The 15,129-nt window shown below is 70.2% G+C and carries 17 protein-coding genes; 12 read left to right on the top strand and 5 right to left on the bottom strand.

Annotated features, from left to right (window positions below; translation table 11 throughout):
- Window positions 1-72 precede the first annotated feature (72 nt).
- Complete coding sequence (locus QQG74_RS17965) at window positions 73-645, top strand: hypothetical protein (RefSeq protein ID WP_341715926.1); 573 nt, start codon at window positions 73-75, stop codon at window positions 643-645.
- Between the two features lie 121 nt (window positions 646-766).
- On the opposite strand, the gene QQG74_RS17960 is transcribed toward QQG74_RS17965, so the two are convergent.
- Entirely contained in the window at window positions 767-1,060 is a 294-nt protein-coding gene (locus QQG74_RS17960; RefSeq protein WP_341721270.1) for a ferredoxin, read from the bottom strand.
- A gap of 178 nt (window positions 1,061-1,238) precedes the next feature.
- Here QQG74_RS17960 and arc point away from each other — a divergent pair, with 178 nt between their 5' ends.
- Window positions 1,239-3,020, top strand: a complete 1,782-nt coding sequence (arc, locus tag QQG74_RS17955) for a proteasome ATPase (RefSeq protein WP_341715925.1) — start codon at window positions 1,239-1,241, stop codon at window positions 3,018-3,020.
- Window positions 3,021-3,053: 33 nt separating this feature from the next.
- Here the strand turns inward: arc and QQG74_RS17950 are convergent, their stop codons facing one another.
- Entirely contained in the window at window positions 3,054-3,191 is a 138-nt protein-coding gene (locus QQG74_RS17950; protein WP_341715924.1) for a hypothetical protein, read from the bottom strand.
- Between the two features lie 37 nt (window positions 3,192-3,228).
- Here QQG74_RS17950 and dop point away from each other — a divergent pair, with 37 nt between their 5' ends.
- From dop to prcA, 5 genes are all read left to right on the top strand, one after another.
- Window positions 3,229-4,746, top strand: coding sequence for a depupylase/deamidase Dop (gene dop / locus QQG74_RS17945; protein WP_341715923.1), 1,518 nt, complete (start codon window positions 3,229-3,231; stop codon window positions 4,744-4,746).
- A 114-nt stretch (window positions 4,747-4,860) separates the two neighbouring features.
- Entirely contained in the window at window positions 4,861-5,076 is a 216-nt protein-coding gene (locus QQG74_RS17940; RefSeq protein WP_092380345.1) for a ubiquitin-like protein Pup, read from the top strand.
- Between the two features lie 197 nt (window positions 5,077-5,273).
- Window positions 5,274-5,753, top strand: a complete 480-nt coding sequence (locus QQG74_RS17935; protein WP_341715922.1) for an endonuclease VII domain-containing protein — start codon at window positions 5,274-5,276, stop codon at window positions 5,751-5,753.
- Window positions 5,672-6,511: a proteasome subunit beta gene (gene prcB, locus QQG74_RS17930; protein ID WP_341715921.1), complete on the top strand. Its 840-nt coding sequence runs from the start codon at window positions 5,672-5,674 to the stop codon at window positions 6,509-6,511. The genes QQG74_RS17935 and prcB overlap by 82 nt, the downstream gene beginning before the upstream one ends.
- Window positions 6,512-6,573: 62 nt before the next feature.
- Window positions 6,574-7,446, top strand: a complete 873-nt coding sequence (prcA, locus tag QQG74_RS17925; protein WP_341715920.1) for a proteasome subunit alpha — start codon at window positions 6,574-6,576, stop codon at window positions 7,444-7,446.
- Between the two features lie 12 nt (window positions 7,447-7,458).
- Here the strand turns inward: prcA and rfbD are convergent, their stop codons facing one another.
- Window positions 7,459-8,334, bottom strand: coding sequence for a dTDP-4-dehydrorhamnose reductase (gene rfbD / locus QQG74_RS17920; RefSeq protein WP_341715919.1), 876 nt, complete (start codon window positions 8,332-8,334; stop codon window positions 7,459-7,461).
- Window positions 8,331-9,332 (bottom strand): dTDP-glucose 4,6-dehydratase, encoded by a 1,002-nt coding sequence (gene rfbB, locus QQG74_RS17915; RefSeq protein WP_341715918.1) that lies wholly within the window; start codon window positions 9,330-9,332, stop codon window positions 8,331-8,333. Before rfbB ends, rfbD begins: the two co-directional genes overlap by 4 nt.
- Window positions 9,333-9,414: 82 nt before the next feature.
- Here rfbB and rfbA point away from each other — a divergent pair, with 82 nt between their 5' ends.
- The 4 genes from rfbA (at window position 9,415) to QQG74_RS17895 (ending at window position 12,745) form a co-directional block, all read left to right on the top strand.
- Window positions 9,415-10,422, top strand: a complete 1,008-nt coding sequence (gene rfbA, locus QQG74_RS17910; RefSeq protein WP_341715917.1) for a glucose-1-phosphate thymidylyltransferase RfbA — start codon at window positions 9,415-9,417, stop codon at window positions 10,420-10,422.
- Window positions 10,419-11,036 (top strand): dTDP-4-dehydrorhamnose 3,5-epimerase, encoded by a 618-nt coding sequence (gene rfbC / locus QQG74_RS17905; protein WP_341715916.1) that lies wholly within the window; start codon window positions 10,419-10,421, stop codon window positions 11,034-11,036. The genes rfbA and rfbC overlap by 4 nt, the downstream gene beginning before the upstream one ends.
- A 102-nt stretch (window positions 11,037-11,138) precedes the next feature.
- Entirely contained in the window at window positions 11,139-12,497 is a 1,359-nt protein-coding gene (gene pafA / locus QQG74_RS17900; RefSeq protein ID WP_341715915.1) for a Pup--protein ligase, read from the top strand.
- 50 nt (window positions 12,498-12,547) lie between these two features.
- Window positions 12,548-12,745: a hypothetical protein gene (locus tag QQG74_RS17895; protein ID WP_341715914.1), complete on the top strand. Its 198-nt coding sequence runs from the start codon at window positions 12,548-12,550 to the stop codon at window positions 12,743-12,745.
- A 77-nt stretch (window positions 12,746-12,822) separates the two neighbouring features.
- Here the strand turns inward: QQG74_RS17895 and QQG74_RS17890 are convergent, their stop codons facing one another.
- A complete protein-coding gene (locus tag QQG74_RS17890) occupies window positions 12,823-13,926 on the bottom strand; it encodes a DUF3866 family protein (RefSeq protein ID WP_341715913.1) in 1,104 nt (367 codons plus the stop codon).
- A gap of 188 nt (window positions 13,927-14,114) precedes the next feature.
- Between QQG74_RS17890 and QQG74_RS17885 the strand changes: the two genes are divergently transcribed.
- Window positions 14,115-15,104, top strand: a complete 990-nt coding sequence (locus tag QQG74_RS17885; RefSeq protein WP_341715912.1) for a WYL domain-containing protein — start codon at window positions 14,115-14,117, stop codon at window positions 15,102-15,104.
- Window positions 15,105-15,129 lie beyond the last annotated feature (25 nt).

Raw genomic sequence — 15,129 nt, 5'->3', positions numbered from 1 at the left:
ATTGGGGCGGCTGGGCGTGAACGGGCTGATCCTCCAGGCCCAGGTCGGTGCCGAGCGGAGCGAGGTGACGGCATGAGCCGTCCTGGATTCGGCGGAGGTGACCTGCCCGCCGTTTTTCCCGACTGGTCGCCCTACACCGATCTCGAATCGGCGGCCCGGGCCTACCTGCGTGATCCGGACGTCGCGCTGGAGGCGCTCGGCGGCGTGCTGCGCGGGGCGTCCGTGCTCGGGTTCACCCTGGAACGCTTCGTCAACGAGGTGAACGGGGTGTGGCAGGAGGTTGTCGTCTGCGACGGCAGCCGGCTGGTGCTCTGGCACGGCGAGGACGTGCCGGCGGGGGAGGGGCCGCCCGGCTCGATGACCTCGTCGCTGCGTGTGGTGCCGGTCTCCTCGGTCACCGAGGTCGGCTGCCGTCGCCGGCTGTTCCGGCATGACAACGGCGAGATCCGGGTCGACAGCATCGACGTCTACCTGCTGCTGACCTCGCTTGACGAAACCCCACCCAGCGAGGAGGCGGCCGGCGCGCCCCGGCACGACGCGTTGCGTTTCGGCAAGACCCTCGACGACGGCGGCGCCGGTCAGATCGCCCGGTTGGAGGAGTTCGCCCGGCTGGTCGCCTCGGTGGTCGGTCGCCCACTGCTGTAGCTGGCGGTCGCGCCCGCGCACCTCGGTCGCCAGCGAGCTCAGGTCGCGGCGACGCGGTCAGGTCGCGGACGAGCGCAGGTCGTCGGCGCGCTCAGGTGGCGGGCGCAGGTGCGCGGCGCGGTCAGTCCTCGGCGTCCGGTCCGGCCACCTCGACGCCGTCGCTGCCCCGGACCACGTGGATGCACTCGCCCGGGCACTCCTTCGCCGAGTCGATCACCTCAAGGCGCAGGTGCTCCGGAACCGCCACCCGCTGCCCGGGTGCCTGCCGCAGCTCACCGTCGGGGCCCTTGACGTACGCCAGTCCATCGACGTCGAACTCGAAGACCTCCGGTGCGTACTGCACACAGAGCCCGTCGCCCGTGCAGAGATCCTGGTCCACCCAGACCTCGAGCTGGTCGGTCGCGACCTCGGCCACCGGTGCACCCCCCATGTTCTCCCGTCCCACCCCCCGACGGTACCCGAATGCCGGTACCCGCCCGCCAACCCACCCTTGGCGATCAAGCTTCGGTGACGGGCGCGTTGCGGAGGACCGAATCGGGCTCATAGCGGCTAGTGTTAGGTCAGAACGTTCAAGCCCCCCGGGGAGGTGGGACGTGGCACGCAGCGACGACGCGGACTCGCGCGCCGCACGGTGGGAGAAGGAGGCCCACGATCTCTCCACGCAGGTCGCGTTCCTTCAAGAGGAACTCGCTCTGGTGCGGCGCAAGTTGACCGAAAGCCCCCGACACGTCCGGCAGCTCGAAGAGCGGCTGGCCGCCACCCAGGCGCAGTTGGCGCGGCTGACCGAGAACAACGAACGGCTCGTGAGCACCCTCAAAGAGGCTCGCGCGCAGATCGTGACGCTCAAAGAGGAGATCGACCGTCTCGCCCAGCCGCCAAGTGGCTACGGCGTCTTCCTGGCCCGCCACGACGACGGCACGGTCGATGTCTTCACCGGCGGGCGCAAACTGCGCGTGGCCGTCTCGCCCTCGCTCGACGTGGGTGAGCTGCGGCGTGGCCAGGAGGTCCTGCTCAACGACGCACTCAACATCGTCGACGCGTTCGGCTACGAGCGGGTCGGCGAGGTGGTCATGCTCAAGGAGATCCTCGCGGGTCCCGACGGCGCGCCGGGGGACCGGGCGCTGGTGGTCTCGCACTCCGACGAAGAGCGGATCGTGCACCTGGCCGAGACCCTGATCGGCAGCGCGATCCGGGCCGGCGACTCACTCATGATCGAGCCCAGATCGGCGTACGCGTACGAGCGGATCCCGAAGAGCGAGGTCGAGGAGCTGGTTCTGGAGGAGGTGCCGGATGTCGACTACACCGACATCGGTGGCCTGCACTCCCAGATCGAGCAGATCCGGGACGCGGTGGAACTGCCGTTCCTGCACGCCGACCTGTTCCGGGAGCACCAGCTGCGCCCGCCGAAAGGCATCCTGCTCTACGGGCCGCCGGGCTGCGGCAAGACGCTCATCGCCAAGGCGGTCGCCAACTCGCTGGCCAAGAAGATCGCCGAGCGGCGCGGCGAGGAGAAGCACACCAGCTTCTTCCTCAACATCAAAGGCCCGGAGCTGCTCAACAAGTACGTCGGTGAGACCGAGCGGCACATCCGGCTGATCTTCCAGCGGGCCCGGGAGAAGGCCGGCGAGGGCACGCCCGTCATCGTCTTCTTCGACGAGATGGACTCGGTCTTCCGCACCCGTGGCTCCGGCGTCTCCTCCGACGTGGAGAACACAATCGTCCCGCAGCTGCTCAGCGAGATCGACGGGGTGGAGGGGCTGGAGAACGTCATCGTCATCGGCGCCTCCAACCGGGAAGACATGATCGACCCGGCGATCCTGCGCCCCGGCCGGCTCGACGTGAAAATCAAGATCGAGCGGCCGGACGCCGAGGCGGCCAAGGACATCTTCTCCAAGTACATCCTCTCCGGGCTGCCGCTGCACGCCGACGACCTGGCCGAGCACGGCGGTGACGCCCAGGCCACGGTCGCCGCCATGATCGACGCGGTGGTGCTGCGGATGTACTCGGAGACCGAGGAGAACCGCTTCCTGGAAGTCACCTACGCCAACGGTGACAAGGAAGTGCTCTACTTCAAGGACTTCAACTCCGGCGCGATGATCCAGAACATCGTCGACCGGGGCAAGAAGATGGCCATCAAGGAGTTCCTCACCTCCGGCCGCAAGGGGCTGCGGCTACAGCACCTGCTGGACGCCTGCGTCGACGAGTTCCGCGAGAACGAGGACCTGCCCAACACCACCAACCCGGACGACTGGGCCCGCATCTCCGGCAAGAAGGGCGAGCGGATCGTCTACATCCGCACGCTCGTCTCCGGCGGCAAGGGCACCGAAGCCGGCCGTTCCATCGAGACCGCCAGCAACACCGGCCAGTACCTCTGACCGGCGCGCCACCAGGGCCCGTGACGCCAGGCGTCACGGGCCCTGCGCGTACCCGCAGCACCGCTCGATCGGCGTGGCGCGTACCGGATCGGGCCGTTGCTGGACCGATCGGCGCAACCCGCGCCGCCCCGCCACGCCCCCGTACGCCGCAGTGGCGACTACGCTCGACATGACGGGGGACGGTCGGGCGAACGAAGCGGGTAGGTCGATGAGCGTAAGACGGATCATGGGTACCGAGGTCGAGTACGGCATCTCCGTGCCCGGTCAGGCCGGTGCCAACCCGATGGTCACCTCGTCCCAGGTGGTGAACGCCTATGGTGCCCGCCCGGAACTCAACCGGGGTGGCCGGGCCCGCTGGGACTACGAGGAGGAGTCGCCGCTGCGCGACGCCCGGGGCTTCACCTACTCCGGTGCCGCCTACGACCCGGCGGAGGCGCTTGCCGACGACGACCTCGGGTTGGCAAACGTCATCCTCACCAACGGGGCGCGGCTCTACGTCGACCACGCCCACCCGGAATACTCCACACCAGAGGTGACCAACCCGCGTGACCTGGTCCGTTGGGACAAGGCAGGGGAGCGGGTGATGGCCGAGGCGGCCCGCCGGGCCGCCACCATCCCCGGTACCGCACCGATCCACCTCTACAAGAACAACACCGACAACAAGGGCGCCAGCTACGGCGCGCACGAGAACTACCTGATGCGCCGGCAGACGCCCTTCGCCGACATCGTCGCGTACCTGACGCCGTTCTTCGTCACCCGACAGATCGTCTGCGGTGCCGGGCGGGTCGGCATCGGCCAGGACGGCGGCCAGAGCGGTTTCCAGATCTCCCAGCGCGCCGACTTCTTCGAGGTCGAGGTCGGCCTCGAAACCACTCTCAAGCGGCCGATCATCAACACCCGCGACGAGCCACACGCCGACGCGGACAAGTACCGCCGGCTGCACGTCATCATCGGCGACGCCAACCTCTCGGAGATCTCCACCTACCTGAAGGTGGGCACCACCGCGCTGATCCTCACCATGATCGAGGAGAAGGCGCTCGGCCCCGACCTCGGCATCGCCGATCCCGTGAGCGAGCTGCGCGCGGTCAGCCACGATCCGTCCCTGGCGCACCTGATGCGGCTGCGCGACGGGCGTCGGCTCACCGCGCTGGACGTGCAGTGGGCGTACCTGGAGCGGGTGCGCGAGTTCGTGGCCGACCGCTACGGCGACGACGTCGACGAGCAGACCGCAGACGTGCTGGACCGGTGGGAGTCGGTGCTGGACCGGCTCGGCCGTGACCCGATGCTCTGCGCCGACGAGCTGGACTGGGTGGCCAAGCTGCGCCTGCTGGAGGGCTACCGGGAGCGGGAGAAGCTCGGCTGGGGCTCGCACAAGCTCCAGCTGGTCGACCTCCAGTACTCCGACGTGCGGCCGGAGAAGGGGCTCTACCACCGGTTGGTCTCCCGTGGCTCGATGAAGACGCTGCTTACCGACGAGGAAAGCCGCACGGCGATGACCGACCCGCCGGAGGACACCCGGGCCTACTTCCGGGGCCGCTGTCTGGCGCAGTACGCCTCCGAGGTGGTCGCTGCCAGCTGGGACTCGGTCATCTTCGACGTGGGGCGGGAGTCGCTGGTGCGGGTGCCGATGATGGAGCCGGAGCGTGGCACCAGGCGGCACGTCGGCGCCCTCTTCGACCGCTGCGCCAGCGCCAAGGACCTGCTGGAGACGCTTACCGGCGGCTGACCGGTGGGCCGATCGGAACGCTCTTTGCGCCTGGGGTCTCAACCGGCGCGCGGTGAGCGTTTCGTCGCTCCCGCGAGGTAAGTTCATCGCAGGGAGATCGTGGAGGAGGCAACGATGGCCACTCGTGACAGCGGCGGTCAGTCGCAGTCGGGCAAGTCCCGGCAGGGCGAAGAGGTCGAGGACGTCACCGTCGAGGCGAACCCGGAGGTCGCCGAGCGGCACGCCGAGATCACCGAGGACGTCGACGACCTGCTCGACGAGATCGACTCCGTCCTCGAGGAGAACGCCGAAGAGTTCGTGAGGGGGTATGTCCAAAAAGGGGGTGAATAGGGCATATGTCCGTTTCGTCCGATGGGGCGAACAAGACATGCCCGCAGTGCCAGCGCTCGCTGCCGGTGAGCGAGTTCCACCGAAACCGCCGGCGTGTGGATGGCCTCGCCTACTACTGCAAGGCGTGTGCAACCGCCCGATCGGAGGCCAGCCGCCGCAAGCGTGGCATCGCCCCGGCCCGGAAATCGGCGACTCCGGTGGGGCAGGGTCTGAAGTGGTGTCCGGACTGCGAGCAGATCAAGCCGCTGGAGGAGTTCCCCACCACGACCCGGAGGCCCAGCGGCCGGCACACCTACTGCAAACCCTGCCACAATGCGCGGGGCAAGGAGACCGCCCAGCGGCTCTACGGCGGCACCCGCGAGTACCACCTGCGGCGGCGGTACGGGATCGGGCAGAAAGAGGTCGACGAGCTGTTGGCCGAGCAGGGTGGTGTCTGCGCGGTCTGCGGTGACCCCGATCCGGAACATGTGGACCACGATCATCGCACCGGATGGGTACGCGGGATACTCTGCTTCAACTGCAACGGTGGTCTTGGCCAGTTCCGTGACAGTCCGACGAGGCTGGCCAGGGCCGTCACGTACCTGAGAGGAACCACGTGGCAGCGGGTTTTGATCCATCCGGGCGTCTACCAGATGTGTTCACCAACGCGGGGACGTCCTCCTTCACCACGTTTCTGAGCAAGGTCGCCCCCGAGATGCTGCCCGGCCGCCGGCCGCTGCCCCCGGGGATGGCGGCCGAGTTGGCCCCGCACGCCACCACCATCGTGGCCATCTCCGCCGCCGGTGGCGTGGTGCTGGCCGGTGACCGGCGGGCCACCATGGGCAACCTGATCGCGCAGCGGGACATCGAGAAGGTGCATCCGGCCGACGCGTACTCGTTGGTGGGCATCGCTGGTACCGCGGGCGTCGGCATCGAGCTGATGCGACTGTTCCAGGTGGAGCTGGAGCACTACGAGAAGATCGAGGGCGCGATGCTCTCGCTCGATGGCAAGGCCAACCGGCTCGCCTCGATGATCCGGGGCAACCTCGGCGCGGCCATGCAGGGGTTGGCCGTGATCCCGCTGTTCGCCGGCTTCGACCTGGCCGCGAAGGACCCGGCTCGGGCTGGGCGGATCTTCAGCTTCGACGTCACCGGCGGCCCGTACGAGGAGACCGGCTACGACGCGATCGGCTCCGGTTCGCTGTTCGCCAAGTCGGCGCTGAAGAAGCGGTACCGGGCCGGGCTCTCGGTGGACGATGCGGTACGGCTGGCCGTGGAGGCGCTCTACGACGCGGCCGACGACGACACGGCGACCGGTGGACCTGACCTGAGCCGGCGGATCTTCCCGGTGGTGATGACCGCGACGGCGGAGGGGACCTACCGGCTCACCGACGCGGAGACGGCGGCGCTCGGCGAGAGCGTGGTCGCCGGCCGGATGGAGAACCCGGGCGGCTGAGCCGTCCCGCCCCGTACTGACCCCGCAGTTCCCAGCACAGCGCCTGAAGGAGAGCCGCCGCCGTGGCCATGCAGTTCTACGCCTCGCCCGAACAGATCATGCGCGACCGTTCCGAGTTGGCCCGCAAGGGCATCGCCCGGGGGCGTAGCGCGGTGGTCCTGAGCTATGCCGGTGGGGTCCTCTTCGTCGCGGAGAACCTTTCCAGCACCCTGCACAAGGTCGGCGAGATCTACGACCGGATCGGCTTCGCAGCCGTCGGTCGGTACAACGAGTTCGAGAACCTGCGCCGGGCCGGGGTGCGGATGGCCGACCTGAACGGCCTGAGCTACGACCGGCGGGACGTGCGAGGGCTGGCGTTGGCCAACACGTTCGCGCAGATCCTCGGCACCATCTTCACCGAGCAGTCGAAGCCGTTCGAGGTGGAGATCTGCGTGGCGGAGGTGGGTGCCACGCCGGACGAGGACTCGCTGTACCGCCTCACCTACGACGGTTCGGTCAACGACGAGCCGGGCCGGATGGCGATGGGTGGACAGTCCGAGGCGATCGCCGGAGCACTGAAGTCGAATCACCGGCCGGACATGTCGCTTGGTGACGCGGTGAAGGTGGCGGTGCAGGCGCTGGGCAGCGTCGGCGGTGAGGGCGGCGCGGCCAGGACGATCGCCGCCAACCAGCTCGAGGTGGCGGTGCTGGACCGCAGCCGGGTGGGGCGTACGTTCCGACGGATCACCGGGGCGGCGCTTACCGCGCTGCTGGACGGCGGTGCGGCGGAGGATGCCGGGCCCGAGGGCAACCGGGAGAAGACGCCGACCACGCCGACCGAGGAGGCGCACAAGCCGACCACCTCGGCGGGCTCCGCGGACCTGGAGGACAAGCCGGGCGACAAGTCCGAGGAGAAGCCGGGCGGGAAGTCCGGGGAGAAGCCGGGCGGGAAGTAGGCCGCCGAACGGTCAGGCTGGGGCTGCCGACGTGCCGGTGGCTGCCGCGTCGAGCAGTGTGGCGTGCCAGTCCGGCAGCGTCGGCAGCCCCGCCTCGGTCCACCGGTCGTGGCCCAGCACGCTGTAGGCCGGTCTGGCGGCGGGACGCGGGAAGCGGGCGCTGCTGGTGGGTCGGATCCGCTCGGGGTCGAGGCCGTGCCCGGCGAAGACCGCGCGGGCCAGCCCGTACCAGGTGGTCTCGCCGGAGCAGGTGCCGTGGTAGGTGCCGGGCGCGGCCCGTCCGGCCAGGGCAGCCTCGGCGAGCGCGACCAGTTGCCGGGCCAGCGCGTACGACCAGGTGGGTTGGCCGCGCTGGTCGTCGACGACATCGAGGAACTCGCGTCGCTCGGCCAGGCCGAGCATGGTGGTGACGAAGTTGCGGCCGTGGGTGCCGTAGAGCCAGGCGGTCCGCACCACGTATCCGGCGTCGGGCAGCAGCCGGGCCACCGCCTCTTCGCCGACGAGCTTGCTGCGACCGTACGCGTTCATCGGCGCGGTCGGCGCGTCCTCCGGATAGGGGCTGTCCGCGTCACCGGCGAAGACGTAGTCGGTGGAGATCTGGAGCAGTCGGGCACCGTGCGCGGCGCAGGCCGTGGCGAGGTGGGCCACTGCCGTGCCGTTGACGGTGGTGGCCGCCGCCTCGTGCTGCTCGGCGCCGTCGACGTCGGTCCACGCGGCGGCGTTGATCACCACGTGGTGGCCGGCCACGGCGGAGTGCGCGGCGACGGGGTCGGTGATGTCGAGTTGCGCCCGGGTGGCGGCGGTCACCACGTGTTCCGGATGCCGGTCGAGCAGGTCGACCAGGTCCCGCCCGAGCATTCCGGCGGCGCCGGTCACCAGCACCCTCATCGGGCCGCCGCCGTCCGCAGCGGCTCCCACCAGGAGCGATTGTCGCGGTACCAGCGGACCGTGTCGGCCAGGCCGGTGTCGAGAGGGATGTGCGGGGCGTACCCCAGCTCGGTTTCGATCTTGGTGATGTCGAGCGAGTAGCGGCGGTCGTGACCCTTGCGGTCGGGGACCGCGACGACCCGGTCCCAGCTGGCGCCGCACGCGTCGAGCAGTCGTGCGGTCAGCTCCTTGTTCGTCAGCTCGGTGCCGCCGCCGATGTGGTAGATCTCGCCGGCACGACCCCGCTGCTGCACCAGGGCGATGCCCCGGCAGTGGTCGTGCACGTGCAGCCAGTCCCGTACGTTGCCGCCGTCGCCGTAGAGCGGCACGGTGCGCCCGTCGAGCAGGTTGGTGACGAACAGCGGGATGACCTTCTCCGGGTACTGGTACGGCCCGTAGTTGTTGGAGCAGCGGGTCACCACCACGTCCAGGCCGTGGGTACGGTGATAGGCCAGGGCGAGCAGGTCGGAGCCGGCCTTCGAGGCGGAGTACGGCGAGTTGGGCGCCAGCGGCCACTGCTCGGTCCAGGAGCCCTCGGCGATGGAGCCGTAGACCTCGTCGGTGGAGATGTGCACGAACCGGCCTACGTCGTGGCGCAGCGCGGCGTCGAGCAGCGTCTGGGTGCCGAGCACGTTCGTGGTGACGAACGGCATCGCTCCGGCGATCGAGCGGTCGACGTGCGACTCGGCGGCGAAGTGCACGATCACGTCGTGCCCGGCGACGACGTCGTCGACCAGTTCGGCGTGCCGGATGTCGCCGGGTACGACGCGCAGCCTCGGGTCGTCACGCACCGGGTCCAGGTTGGCGAGATTGCCGGAGTAGGTGACCGCGTCGAGCACCGTCACCTGGGTTGGGGCCAGGGGCGCGAACTCCTTCGCGTCGCGTCCGGATGCCGACAGTAACAACCGCACGTACGCCGAACCGATGAAGCCGGCGCCGCCGGTGACCAGGATCCTCACAGGACGTGGAGTCTACGGGACACCTTCCGCGTAGCGTAAGCGACACGTGACCGGGTGTGCTGCCTCCCGGTACGCTCCCCGAGTGCGTGGAATCCTGCTCGCCGGTGGCACCGGATCGCGGCTGTGGCCGATCACCCGGGCGGTGTCGAAGCAGCTGATGCCGGTCTTCGACAAGCCGATGATCTACTATCCGCTCTCCACTCTGGTGATGGCCGGAGTGCGGGAGATCCTGCTGATCACCACGCCGGAGGAGCAGGGCCAGTTCCGGCGCCTGCTCGGTGACGGCAGCCAGTTCGGGCTGCGACTGGAGTACGCCAGCCAGGCCCGGCCCGAGGGCATCGCCCAGGGATTCGTGCTCGGCGCGGACTTCCTCGGCGCCGAGGCGGTGGCGCTGATCCTCGGCGACAACATCTTCCACGGGGTGGGGCTGGGCCGGCAGTTGGCCGCCGCGGGCGACCCGGTGGGCGGGCGCATCTTCGCCTATCCGGTGGCGAACCCGCAGGCGTACGGGGTGGTGCACTTCGACCACGATGGGCGGGTGCTGTCGATCGAGGAGAAGCCGCAGCGGCCCGCGTCCCGGTACGCGGTGCCGGGGTTGTACTTCTACGACAACCGGGTGGTGGAGATCGCCCGGGGGTTGGTGCCGAGCGCTCGTGGGGAACTTGAGATCACCGCGGTGAACGAGGCGTACCGGCAGGCGGGGGAGTTGTCGGTGACCGTACTGGACCGGGGCACCGCCTGGCTGGACACCGGGACCTTCACCTCGCTGGTGCAGGCCGCCGAGTTCGTCCGGGTGATCGAGGAACGGCAGGGCATGAAGATCGGCTGTATCGAGGAGGTGGCCTGGCGGGCCGGGCTGATCGACGACGACCAGCTGCGGGCGCTGGCCGAGCCGTTGACCAGGAGCGGCTACGGCGAGTACCTGCTCGAGCTGTTGGCCACCGGTCGCGACGAATCGGTGCTGGCCACCGGTCATGGCAAGTCGGTGCTGGCCAGCGGTCGGGACGAGTCGGTGCTGGTCGCCGGCCGTGACGAGGCGACCGGGAAGCTCGTCGGCTCGGTGGTCGGGCCGCGGAAGGAGATGCCGTGAAGATCCGGCCGATGGGCATCGAGGGAGCCTGGGAGATCAGCCCGCAGCAGTTCACCGATCCGCGTGGGCTGTTCCTGGAGTGGTACCGCTTCGACCGGCTCGCCGAGGCGGTGGGCCATCCGCTGCGGCTGGCGCAGGCAAACATCTCCGTCTCGGCTCGGGACGTGGTGCGGGGCGTCCACTTCGCCGACGTGCCGCCGGGGCAGGCGAAATACATCACGTGTGTGCGGGGGGCGGTGCTCGACGTGGTGGTCGACCTGCGGCTCGGTTCACCGACCTTCTTGCGCTGGGAGGGCGTCCGCCTGGACGACACCGACCGGCGGGCGGTCTACCTGGCCGAAGGGCTCGGCCACGGCTTCTGCGCGTTGACCGACGACGCCACCATCGCCTACTTCTGCTCCACCACGTACAACCCCTCAGGTGAGCACACGGTGCATCCGCTGGACGAGGAGTTGGGCATCGAGTGGCCGTCCCGAGCGCCGCTGCTTTCCGCCCGGGACGCCGCCGCGCCGTCGCTGGCGCAGGCGCGTAGCGCCGGTGTGCTTCCGCAGTACGCCATCTGCCGCGACTACGCGGTGAGCCTGGACGCCGGAGCACATCCGGGCCTGGTCTGACCCGGACGCTGCCCGGCTCCGACCCGGACCGCTTGGCCGCTTTGATCCGTACAGCTGCCGCGACAGTGACGAACAGGGCCTCGATACGGCTAATGTCTCATCATGGAACGGCGAATCTTCGGTCTGGAGACCGAGTACGGCGTCACCTGTACCTACCGTGGGCAGCGGCGGCTGTCCCCTGACGAGGTCGCCCGGTACCTCTTCCGCCGAGTGGTGTCCTGGGGCCGGTCGAGCAACGTCTTCCTGCGTAACGGCGCGCGGCTCTACCTGGATGTCGGCTCGCACCCGGAGTACGCCACGCCGGAATGCGACTCGGTGGTCGACCTGGTCGCCCACGACCGGGCCGGTGAACGCATCCTGGAAGGGCTGCTTGTCGACGCGGAGAAGCGGCTGCACGACGAGGGGATCGCCGGGGAGATCTACCTGTTCAAGAACAACACCGACTCGGCCGGCAACTCGTACGGCTGCCACGAGAACTACCTGGTCTCCCGGCACGGCGAGTTCGGCCGACTGGCCGACGTGCTGATCCCGTTCCTGGTCACCCGCCAGCTGATCTGTGGCGCGGGCAAGGTGTTGCAGACGCCGCGCGGGGCGGTGTACTGCCTCTCCCAGCGGGCCGAGCACATCTGGGAGGGCGTCTCCTCGGCGACCACCCGCAGCCGGCCGATCATCAACACCCGGGACGAGCCGCACGCCGACGCCGAACGGTACCGCCGGCTGCACGTCATCGTCGGCGACTCCAACATGAACGAGGTCACCACCCTGTTGAAGGTGGGCACGGCCGACATCGTGTTGCGGATGATCGAGGCCGGGGTGGTGATGCGCGACCTCACCCTGGAGAACCCGATCCGGGCCATCCGGGAGGTGTCCCACGACATCACCGGTCGGCGCAAGGTGCGGTTGGCCTCCGGTAAGGAGGTCAGCGCGCTGGAGATCCAGCAGGAGTACCTCGCCAAGGCATCCGAGTTCGTGGAGCGTCGGGGCGGCGACCAGACCGCCAAGCGGGTGGTCGAGCTCTGGGGGCGGGTGCTGCGGGCGGTGGAGACCGGCGACCTGGAACCGGTCTCGCGGGAGATCGACTGGGTGACGAAGCTCCGGTTGATCGAGCGTTACCAGCGCAAGCACGACCTGCCGCTGTCGCATCCCCGGGTGGCGCAGATGGACCTCGCGTACCACGACCTGCGCCGGGGGCGCGGGCTGTACGCGCTGCTGGAGCGGCGTGGCGACGTGGACCGGGTGGCCACCGACCCGGAGATCTTCGAGGCCAAGGAGACGCCGCCGCAGACCACCCGGGCCCGGCTGCGCGGCGAGTTCATCCGGCACGCCCAGGAGAAGCGGCGCGACTTCACCGTCGACTGGGTGCACCTGAAGCTCAACGACCAGGCGCAGCGCACCGTGCTGTGCAAGGACCCGTTCCGGGCGTACGACGAGCGGGTGGAGCGGTTGATCGCCAGCATGTGAGCGTGACCCGGCCCGTCCGGAGCGGGCGGGCCGGGTAGGCTGGCCGCGTCATGATTCCTCCCGAGCAGCCTCCGCGCCGTCCCGGCCACAACACCGAGCCACAGACCTGGCTCGACCGCCGCCGCGAGAAGGTCCGCGCCGAGATCGAGCGCAACCGGCGCGGCGAGTACACCGTCCCCACCTGGGTGTTGGCGTTGGCGCTGGCATTGATGGTCGGCGCCTGGATCGCCTTAATCATCTTCGCCTGAGGTGTAAGGAAGGGCCCCTTTTTAACGCCTGGTGTAGAGGAAGGGCCCCTTCTTAACACCGCTTTCGCGGGTCGCGTTCAGGCGTGCGGCGTACCGGTGGCGGCCAGTCGGGCGGCGTGCCGGCCGGCCGCCGCGGCGGCCAGGAAATAGGCGTGGTCGGCATCCAGCCCACGGCCCATCGTCGACAGCGGCACCGGGCTGTGGCGCAGCGCCGCGTCCAGGCCGGCGGTGTCCACCCGCAGCACGTCGTGCCGCTCTGCGAGCGGCGCCACCGCCGCGGCGACCTCGGCGTCCAGCGCCGAATCCAGGCCATCGGGCACCACCAGCTCCGCGCGGGCCAGCGCCACCCGGCCGTACGCGGTGATGCTGTGGTGGGAAACCCCACGGTGTCGCGGGCGCGGGTCGGCGGCGGAGATCCGCAGCGAGCCGACCGGCCGCCCACCCAGCGCGGCGACGGCGTTGACCGCCTCGCCGACCGCCACCCCGGAGAAGCCCCAACGGGTGCCGGTGCCGAGATTGCCCGGGCCCTGCGCCACCACTGCGACCTCGGCCCGCAGTACGTGCCGGGCCGCGAGCAGGCCGCTGTGCAGCGTCGACGCTTCCAGATCGCCGCCGAACGCCTGCCCGACGCTGATCGTGCCGACCAACTCGTCGCGCAGTCCGGCGAGGGTCCGGGAGAACCAGGCGGGCAACGCCCCACCGTCGGTGAGCAGGTACGCCACCCGCCGCTGCGGGGCGTCGGCGCGGATCCCGGCCAGGATCGCCGGCAACGCCGAGTGCAGGTCGGCGGTGACCACCGGCAGGCCGGCGAGATCCTCGGCGGCGGCTAGCACCTCGTGGTGTGGTGAGGCCGGTTCGTCGACGCCGAGCAGGATCGGTTGCAGCGGGGTGTAACGGGCCTTGACCAGGTGGCCGGCGTCACGCGAGTCGAGGGCCTGCGGCGGGTCCGGCGGCAGCCGGTCCGGCAGCGCGACCACCAGGGCGTACCCGCCGGTGCCCAGCCCCATCAGCAGCGCACCGGCGTTGAGCAGCACCCGGTCGCCGGGCTCGGGCATGCCGACCAGCGACGGGTACGCCAGGGCGCGCATCGTGCCACCGTCGGCGAGTTCGACGTCGAGCTCGATCGCTCCGGTCCATTGCCGCCGCAGCGTCGCCACCGTACCCGCCCGCCATCGCACCATGCCCCGCACGCTAGCTTCCCCGCCACCGCGCCGGGCGCGGCGGGGTGCGCGCGGCGATGTCGATCATGTACGCCGAAGGCGTGATGTTAAGAAGGGGCCCTTCCTATACACCAGGCGTTAATAAGGGGCCCTTCCTTACGACCGTGTGGGTGCGTGCGTGGGGTGGGTGGGCTGCTAGCGTCTACGGGGTGTCGCGCAGCCGCACCGAACGCCTGGTCAACCTGGTGATCTGCCTGCTCTCCACGCGGCGGTTCCTGACCGCCGCGCAGATCGCCGCGACCGTGCCCGGTTACGAGCACGACCCGGACGATGCCCGCGAGCATGAGGCGTTCCAGCGTAAGTTCGAACGGGACAAGGCCGAGCTGCGGGAACTGGGCGTGCCGCTGGAGACCGGAACGGCCAGCGCCTTCGACGCCGAGCCCGGTTACCGGATCGCCCGCCGGGAGTACGCGCTACCCGATATTCCGCTCAAGCCGGACGAGGCCGCCGCCGTGGGGATCGCCGCGCGGTTGTGGCAGCACGCCGGGCTCGCCGCTGCCGCGTCGTCCGGGCTGGCGAAGCTGCGTGCCGCCGGGGTGGACGTGGACCCGCAGGCCACCCTCGGTCTGGAACCGATGGTCACGGTCGACCCGGCGTTCGCGCCGCTCACCGCCGCCGCCCGGGATCGGCGCGAGGTGCGCTTCGACTACCGGGTGCCGGACCGGGACGCGCCCGACCGGCGTCGGCTGCAACCGTGGGGCGTGGTCTGCTGGCGTGGCCGCTGGTATGTGGTCGGTCACGACCTGGACCGCGACGCCACCCGCTGCTTCCGGTTGTCTCGGGTGGTCGGCCCGGTCCGGGCCACCGGCGACGCGGGCGCCTACCAACCGCCGTCCGGGGTCGATCTGATCAGCCACGTGGCCCGCTGGTCCGGTCCGGCCGAGCACGCCGGCCGGGCGACCGTGCTGGTCACCCCCGGCCGCGCCGCCGGGTTGCGCCGGTGGGCGGTGGAGGTCACCGCCGGGGCGGCGGCGGACCGGCTTCTGCTGCCGTACGCCGACGTGGACGTCCTCGCCGGCCAGCTCGTCGGCTACGGCCCGGACGTGCGGGTGCTCGACCCGCCCGAGCTGCGCGAGGCGGTCATCCAACGACTCAAGGAGATCGCCGCCCGCCACGAGTCGCTGGCGGCGGTCCGGTGAGCGCGTTTGCGAAGGCAGTGGTCCG

Source organism: Micromonospora sp. FIMYZ51 (genome assembly GCF_038246755.1).
GTDB lineage: Bacteria > Actinomycetota > Actinomycetes > Mycobacteriales > Micromonosporaceae > Micromonospora.
Note: the sequence above shows the minus strand (reverse complement) of the source record. Positions and strands in the feature narration are given on the sequence as shown.